The following is a 7553-nucleotide window of genomic DNA, read 5'->3' as shown; positions in this document are numbered from 1 at the left end:
AACCACGGCGGCACCGAGATGGGCCAGGGCCTGAACGTCAAGGTCGCGCAGGTGGTGGCCGAAGTGTTCCAGGTCGACATCGCGCGTATCCAGATCACCGCCACCAACACCGACAAGGTGCCCAACACGTCGCCCACTGCGGCGTCCAGCGGTGCCGACCTGAACGGCAAGGCGGCGCAGAACGCGGCGCTGATTCTCAAGCAGCGGCTGGTCGAGTTCGCCGCGCGGCACTACCGGGTCAGTGAAGAAGACGTGGCATTCAGCAACGGCCACGTGCGCGTGCGCGACCAGTTGCTGACGTTCCAGAGCCTGGTGCAGCAGGCGTGGATGGGCCAGGTGTCGCTGTCCAGCACCGGCTACTACAAGACGCCGAAGATTCATTACGACCGCAGCCTGGCCCGTGGCCGGCCGTTCTACTATTTCGCCTATGGCGCGGCCTGCTGCGAAGTGCTGATCGACACCCTGACCGGCGAGTACAAGCTGCTGCGCACCGACATCCTCCACGACGTTGGCGCCTCGCTGAACCCGGCCATCGACCTGGGTCAGGTGGAAGGCGGTTTCCTCCAGGGCGTGGGCTGGCTGACCTGCGAGGAGCTGGTGTGGAGCGATCAGGGCAAGCTGCTGACCAGCGGCCCGGCGTCGTACAAGATTCCGGCGGTGGCCGACATGCCCCAGGACCTGCGCGTGCAGCTGGTGGAAAACCGCAAGAACCCGGAAGACACCGTGTTCCATTCCAAAGCCGTGGGCGAGCCGCCGTTCATGCTGGGTATCGCTGCCTGGTGCGCAATCAAGGATGCCGTGGCAAGCCTGGGTGACTACCGGCTGCAACCCAGCATCGATGCGCCGGCCACGCCGGAACGGGTTCTGTGGGGCTGCGAGCAGATGCGCCAGACGGCGTCGGGGAGCGTGTCTCATGACTGACTGGATCGGTGCCCTGGCCGAACACCAGGCGCGTGGCGAAGCCTGCGTGCTGGTGACCATCATCGAAGAGAAAGGCTCCACGCCGCGCAACGCCGGGGCAAAGATGGTGGTCAGCGCCACGGCGCTGTTCGACACCATTGGCGGCGGTCACCTGGAATACAAGGCGCTGCACATCGCCCGCGAAATGCTGGCCGAAGGCACCCGCGCCACACGCCTGGAGCGTTTCAGTCTGGGCGCCAGCCTGGGGCAATGCTGTGGCGGTGCCACGGTGCTGCTGTTCGAGCCGGTGGCGCAAACCCAGGCGCAGGTGGTGGTGTTCGGTGCCGGCCATGTCGGCCGTGCGCTGGTGCCGCTGCTGGCAAGCCTGCCGTGCCGGGTGCGCTGGGTCGACTCGCGCCCCGAGGAGTTTCCGGCCAGCCTGCCCGACGGTGTCTGCCAGGTGATCACCGACGAGCCGGTGGACGAAGTTGCGAGCCTGCCGGTGGGCAGCTATTGCATCGTCATGACCCATGACCACTCGCTGGATCTGGAACTGACCCGAGCCATCCTGGAGCGCAACGACTTCACCTGGTTCGGCCTGATCGGCTCCGCCACCAAGCGCGCGCGATTCGAGCACCGCCTGCGCGACCGCGGCATCGCGCCCGCAGTGGTGCAGCGCATGCGCTGCCCCATGGGCCTGGCAGCGGTGAAGGGCAAGCTGCCCATGGAAATCGCCGTTTCCATCGCCGCCGAGATCATCGCCACCTACAATGCGCACTTTGGCGCCCGCGCCGAGCCGGGGACAGCCAGCTCGCCGGGGGTCGCCCAACTGCTGCCGCGCTCGCGCCGCAGCCCCGTTCCCTTGAGAGATGCACCATGAGCCTTACCCGCAAAGCCTATCGCGCCGCGATCCTGCACAGCCTCGACGACCCTGCCCTGGTCGGTGTCCAGGCCTCCTACGAATACTTCGCCGATGGCGTGCTGGTGGTCGAGGACGGGCGGATCAGTGCGTTGGGCGCCGCCAGCGAGGTGCTGCCGACGCTGTCGGACGACGTCGAGGTGACCCATCACCCCGATGCCTTGATCACTCCCGGCTTCATCGACACCCACATCCACTTCCCCCAGACCGGCATGGTCGGCTCCTATGGCGAGCAACTGCTGGACTGGCTGAACGAGTACACCTTCCCCTGTGAAGGCCAGTTCGCCAACAAGGCACATGCCGACGGTGTCGCCCAGATCTTCCTCAAGGAACTGCTGCGCAACGGCACCACCACCGCGCTGGTGTTCGGCAGCGTCCACCCCGAATCGGTCGACGCCCTGTTCGAGGCCGCCCAGGCCCTGGACCTGCGCCTGATCGCCGGCAAGGTGATGATGGATCGCAATGCGCCGGACTACCTGACCGACACCGCTCAGAGCAGCTACGCCCAGAGCAAGGCGCTGATCGAACGCTGGCACGGCAAGGGCCGCCTGCACTACGCGGTGACGCCGCGCTTCGCGCCCACCAGCAGCGAGGCCCAGCTGACCCTGGCCGGGCAACTGCTACGCGAGTACCCGGACGTCTACCTGCAGACCCACCTGAGCGAGAACCTCCAGGAAATCGAATGGGTCAAGGCGCTGTTCCCCGAGCGCAGCAACTACCTGGACGTGTACGACCACTACAAGTTGCTCGGGGAGCGCTCGGTGCTGGCCCACGGTGTGCACCTGTGCGACGCGGAGTGCGCGCGCCTGGCCGAAACCGGCTCGGCCATCGCCTTCTGCCCCACCTCCAACCTGTTCCTGGGCAGCGGCCTGTTCAACCTGCCCCAGGCCGAGCGCTTCAAGGTCAACGTCGGCCTGGGCACCGACGTCGGCGCTGGCACCAGCTTCTCGCTGTTGCATACCCTGAACGAGGCCTACAAGGTCATGCAGTTGCAGGGTGAGAAGCTCAATCCGTTCAAGTCACTGTACCTGGCGACCCTGGGCGGCGCCCGCGCGCTGCGCCTGGAGGACCGCGTCGGCACGCTGCAGCCGGGCACCGATGCCGACTTCGTGGTGCTCGACTACCATGCCACGCCGTTGCTCAGCTACCGCATCGCGCAAGCCAAGACCTTCGAAGAAGTACTGTTCGTACTGATGACCCTGGGCGACGACCGCGCGGTCTTGCAGACCTACGCCGCTGGCCGTCGGGTGCACAACCGCGACTGACCCGGCGTACAGATTCGTATGGAACTTTTGCAGGAAAACCGCCCCTCAATCGGGTACCCTGCCCACTTTTTCAGAAAGGAGAATCATCATGGCTAAAGCCACTGCCCGCCACATCCTGGTTGCCGACGAAGCCAAGTGCAACGACCTCAAGGCCCAGATCGAAGGCGGCGCCGATTTCGCGGAAATCGCCAAGGCCAATTCCACCTGCCCATCCAGCCGTCAAGGCGGCGACCTGGGTTCGTTCGGTCCAGGCCAGATGGTCAAGGAATTCGACACCGTCGTGTTCAGCGCGCCGATCAACGTCGTGCAAGGCCCAGTGAAGACCCAGTTCGGTTACCACCTGCTGGAAGTCACCAGCCGTCAGGACTGATTCGTCCGCGGTCTGCGTTACACCCGAACGGCCCGTCTATCGCGGGCCGTTCTGCGTTTGCAATACCACCGGGCCATGATGTTAGGCTGCACCCTTCGCTTTTCGACCCAGGCAGACAATGCGCGCAGTTTTCCTCTCTTTCGTTCTTTGTGCCCTGTTCACCACGGCGGCCAACGCCCAGGCCGCAGCGCAGCATGCGCTGACCGTCTACGGCGAAGCACCGCGCTACCCCGCCGATTTCCAGCATTTCGACTACGTGAACCCCGACGCGCCCAAGGGCGGCAGCCTGCGCCGTTCGGCTATCGAGATCGGCCAGTACGACCATATCCTGCCGTACATCGACAAGGGCATCGGTGTCAGCCAGGTCGACGGCCTGCTCTACTCGCCCCTGGCCGTGCGCTCGCTGGACGAGCCCTACACCGTCTACGGTTTGGTGGCCGAGCGCATGGAGCGCGGCGATGACGGCCTGTGGCTGCGCTTCTACCTCAACCCCAAGGCCGTGTTTGCCGACGGTCAGCCGATCACCGCCGAGGACGTGCGCTACACCTTCGAGCTGCTGATGCGCGAAGGCAGCCTGGGCTATCGGACTCAGTTCGCCAACGTCGCCAATGTGCAGGTCGAGGGTCCGCGACAGGTTCGCTTCAATTTCAAGAATGCCGAAAGCCGTACCCTCCCGCTGGACCTGGCCACCCTGCCGGTGCTGCCCGAGCATTGGTGGAAGACACGCGACTTCGCCAACGGCGGCGGTTTCGAGGCGCCCTTGGGCAGCGGGCCTTACTCGATCGAAAAGATCGACAACGGCCGCAGCATCACCTTCAAGCGCAATCCCGACTGGTGGGGCAAGGACCTGCCCGAAGCGCGCGGCATGTACAACTTCGACCATTTCAGCATCGAGTATTTCGGCGATACCGACGTCGCGCGCCAAGTGCTGCGCGGCGGCGGTTACGACTACAACCGCGAATTCTCGGCGACGGCCTACACCATCGGCTACAACGGCCCGGCGCTCGACGATGGCCGCCTGCAGCGCGCGCACCTGGCCAAGCAGGGCCTGCAACCGGCCCAGGGCTTCGTGTTCAACCTGCAACGGCCGGTGTTTCAGGACCGACGCGTGCGCCAGGCGCTGGCCATGCTCTGGGATTTCGAATGGAGCAATCGGCAGATGATGCGCGGCATGTACATCCGCCAGCAGAGTTTCTTCTCCAACAGCCCGCTGGCCGCTCGGGAACTGCCAAGCGACGGCGAACTGAAAATTCTGGACAAACTGCGCGGCCAGGTGCCGGATGAAGTGTTCACCCAGGTGTTTCATGCCCCGGTCAGCGACGGTTCCGGGCTGATCCGCGACAAGCAGTTGCAGGCGCTGCGGCTGCTCCAGCTGGCCGGTTGGCATGCCGACGGCGACCGTTTGGTGAATGCCGAAGGCAAACCGCTGAGCTTCACCTTCCTCAACACCCAGAACGGCCTGGAGCGCCTGCTGCTGCCGTGGAAGCGCAACCTGGCGCAGATCGGCATCACCATGGAGATCCGCCGCATCGATTCGTCGCAATACGTCAACCGGCTGATGGCCCGCGACTACGACATGATCATCACCGGCTATCCGGTGACCCCGACGCCGGGTATCGAGCTGTATGGTTTCTTCGGTTCCAGCGTGGCCACCGACCCGGGTTCCAACAACCTGATGGTGCTCAAGGACCCGGCCGTGGACGCGCTGATCAACGGCCTGGGCGCGGCCAGCACGCAGACGCAGATGCGCGACTACGCCCACGCCCTGGACCGGGTGCTGCAGTGGAACTACTACTGGGTGCCCAATTACTACCCGCCGGGCACCTCGACGGTGTGGTGGAACCGCTTCGGCATGCCCGCCTCCCCGGCGCCCAATGACCCGGCGATCGAAACCTGGTGGGAGGTCAGCCCCACGGCGCTGACCACCGAACAGATGCGTGACCGCCTGACAGGGAAGACTCACTGATGCTGGGTTACACATTACGTCGCCTCTTGCTGATCGTGCCGACCCTGCTGGCGATCCTGCTGGTCAACTTCGTCATCGTCCAGGCTGCGCCGGGCGGCCCGGTGGAACAGGCCATCGCGCGCTTGCAGGGTGTGGGCGGCGGCAGCGTCACCGGCGGTGGCGGCGACACCTTGCAAGGCGGTTCGCGCGCCAGCCGTGGCCTGGACCCCAAGCTGATCAAGGACATCGAGCGCCAGTACGGTTTCGACAAACCGGCCCATGAACGCCTGTGGCTGATGATCAAGAGCTATGCGGTGCTGGATTTCGGCAGCAGTTTCTTTCGTGGTGCCAAGGTCACCGACCTGATTCTGGACAAGATGCCGGTGACCCTCTCGCTGGGGTTCTGGGCGACGCTGATCACCTACCTGGTGTCGATTCCGCTGGGCATCCGCAAGGCGGTGCACCACGGCAGCCGCTTCGATGTGTGGAGCAGCAGCCTGATCATCATCGGCTACGCCATGCCGGCATTTCTGTTCGCCATGCTGCTGATCGTGGTGTTCGCCGGCGGCACCTCGTTGAACTGGTTTCCGGTGCGGGGGCTGGTCTCGGACAACTTCGCCGAGCTGAGCCTGCTGGGCAAGATCGCCGACTACTTCTGGCACCTGGTGTTGCCGGTGACCTCGCTGGTGATCGGCGGTTTCGCCACCCTGACCATCCTCACCAAGAACTCGTTTCTCAACGAGATCACCCGGCAGTACGTGGTGACGGCGCGGGCCAAGGGCCTGAGCGAGCGACGGGTGCTGTACGGCCATGTGTTTCGCAATGCCATGCTATTGGTGGTGGCCGGTCTGCCGCAGGCGTTCATCAGCGTGTTCTTCGCCGGATCGTTGCTGATCGAGGTGATCTTCTCCCTCGACGGGCTTGGTCGGTTGAGCTATGAAGCGGCCGTGTCGCGGGACTATCCGGTGGTGTTCGGCTCGCTGTTCATCTTTACCCTGCTGGGGCTGCTGATCAAACTGATCGGCGACCTGTGCTACACCCTGGTCGATCCACGCATCGACTTCAGCGCGAGGAATGCCTGATGCGTCTGTCGCCCCTGGCCCGCCGTCGCCTGGACCGTTTCAAGCAGAACCGCCGTGGCTGGTGGTCGCTGTGGCTGTTCCTGGCCCTGTTTGCCCTGACCCTGGGCGGCGAACTGGTCGCCAATGACAAGCCGCTGGTGCTCAAGTACGACGGCGAGCTGTACTTCCCGGTGTTCAAGCGCCACACCGAGCAGGAGTTCGGCGGGCAGTTGCCGTTCCAGGCCGACTACCGCAGTGACTACGTGCGCCAGCTGATCGCCTCGCGTGGCGGCTGGATGCTGTTTCCGCCGATCCCGTTCAGCGCCGACACGCCCAACTACGACCTGACCCAGCCTGCCCCCAGCCCACCGTCGACGACCAACTGGCTGGGGACCGACGATCAGTCCCGCGACGTGCTGGCACGGGTGATCTTCGGTGCGCGGGTGTCGATTCTGTTTGCCTTGGCGCTGACCTTGATCAGCTCGCTGATCGGCATCGCTGCTGGAGCGTTGCAGGGCTACTACGGGGGTTGGGTGGATTTGTTCGGCCAGCGCCTGCTGGAAGTCTGGTCGGGGCTGCCGGTGCTTTACCTGCTGATCATTCTCTCCGGGTTCGTGGAGCCCAATTTCTGGTGGCTGCTGGGCATCATGGCGCTGTTTTCCTGGCTGGCGCTGGTGGACGTGGTGCGCGCCGAGTTCCTGCGCGGGCGCAATCTGGAATACGTGAAGGCCGCACGGGCGCTGGGTTTGTCGGACCGCAAGATCATCCTGCGGCACATCCTGCCCAATGCCATGAACGCGACCTTGAGCTTTCTGCCGTTCATTCTGACCGGGGCGATCTCGACCCTCACGGCGCTGGATTTCCTGGGCTTCGGCATGCCGGCCGGCAGTGCTTCGCTGGGCGAGTTGATCGCGCAGGGGAAGCAGAACCTGCAGGCGCCGTGGCTGGGCTTCACGGCGTTTTTCACGCTAGCGCTGATACTGTCGCTGCTGGTGTTCATTGGAGAGGGGCTGCGCGATGCGTTTGATCCGCGTGCTTGAGTTGAGATCGGCAGGGCGCCCTTCGCGGGCAGAGCCCGCTCCCACAAGGGCGT

At 64.7% G+C, this 7553-nt stretch carries 7 protein-coding genes; all 7 read left to right on the top strand.

The genetic code is table 11. The features are described 5' to 3' along the window. Positions 1 to 921, top strand: a 921-nt coding sequence (locus B2V21_RS08520) for a molybdopterin cofactor-binding domain-containing protein (RefSeq protein ID WP_286916593.1), incomplete at its 5' end; no start/stop codon positions are given. Then, complete coding sequence (gene xdhC, locus B2V21_RS08515; protein WP_286916592.1) at positions 914 to 1780, top strand: xanthine dehydrogenase accessory protein XdhC; 867 nt, start codon at positions 914 to 916, stop codon at positions 1778 to 1780. The genes B2V21_RS08520 and xdhC, both read left to right, overlap by 8 nt. After that, positions 1777 to 3084, top strand: a complete 1308-nt coding sequence (gene guaD / locus B2V21_RS08510; RefSeq protein WP_286916591.1) for a guanine deaminase — start codon at positions 1777 to 1779, stop codon at positions 3082 to 3084. Before xdhC ends, guaD begins: the two co-directional genes overlap by 4 nt. Before the next feature lie 88 nt (positions 3085 to 3172). Then, complete coding sequence (locus B2V21_RS08505; RefSeq protein ID WP_043189047.1) at positions 3173 to 3454, top strand: peptidylprolyl isomerase; 282 nt, start codon at positions 3173 to 3175, stop codon at positions 3452 to 3454. A 118-nt stretch (positions 3455 to 3572) separates the two neighbouring features. Beyond that, complete coding sequence (locus B2V21_RS08500; protein WP_286916590.1) at positions 3573 to 5420, top strand: extracellular solute-binding protein; 1848 nt, start codon at positions 3573 to 3575, stop codon at positions 5418 to 5420. After that, on the top strand, positions 5420 to 6481 hold the full coding sequence (locus B2V21_RS08495) for a microcin C ABC transporter permease YejB (RefSeq protein ID WP_282349408.1): 1062 nt from the start codon (positions 5420 to 5422) through the stop codon (positions 6479 to 6481). Before B2V21_RS08500 ends, B2V21_RS08495 begins: the two co-directional genes overlap by 1 nt. Next, complete coding sequence (locus B2V21_RS08490; protein ID WP_049859808.1) at positions 6478 to 7500, top strand: ABC transporter permease; 1023 nt, start codon at positions 6478 to 6480, stop codon at positions 7498 to 7500. Before B2V21_RS08495 ends, B2V21_RS08490 begins: the two co-directional genes overlap by 4 nt. The last annotated feature ends 53 nt before the right edge of the window (positions 7501 to 7553 follow it).

The organism is Pseudomonas sp. UBA6276 (assembly GCF_002438365.1).
GTDB classification, from domain to species: Bacteria; Pseudomonadota; Gammaproteobacteria; order Pseudomonadales; family Pseudomonadaceae; genus Aquipseudomonas; species Aquipseudomonas coleopterorum.
This window is presented reverse-complemented; position numbering and strand designations above follow the sequence as displayed.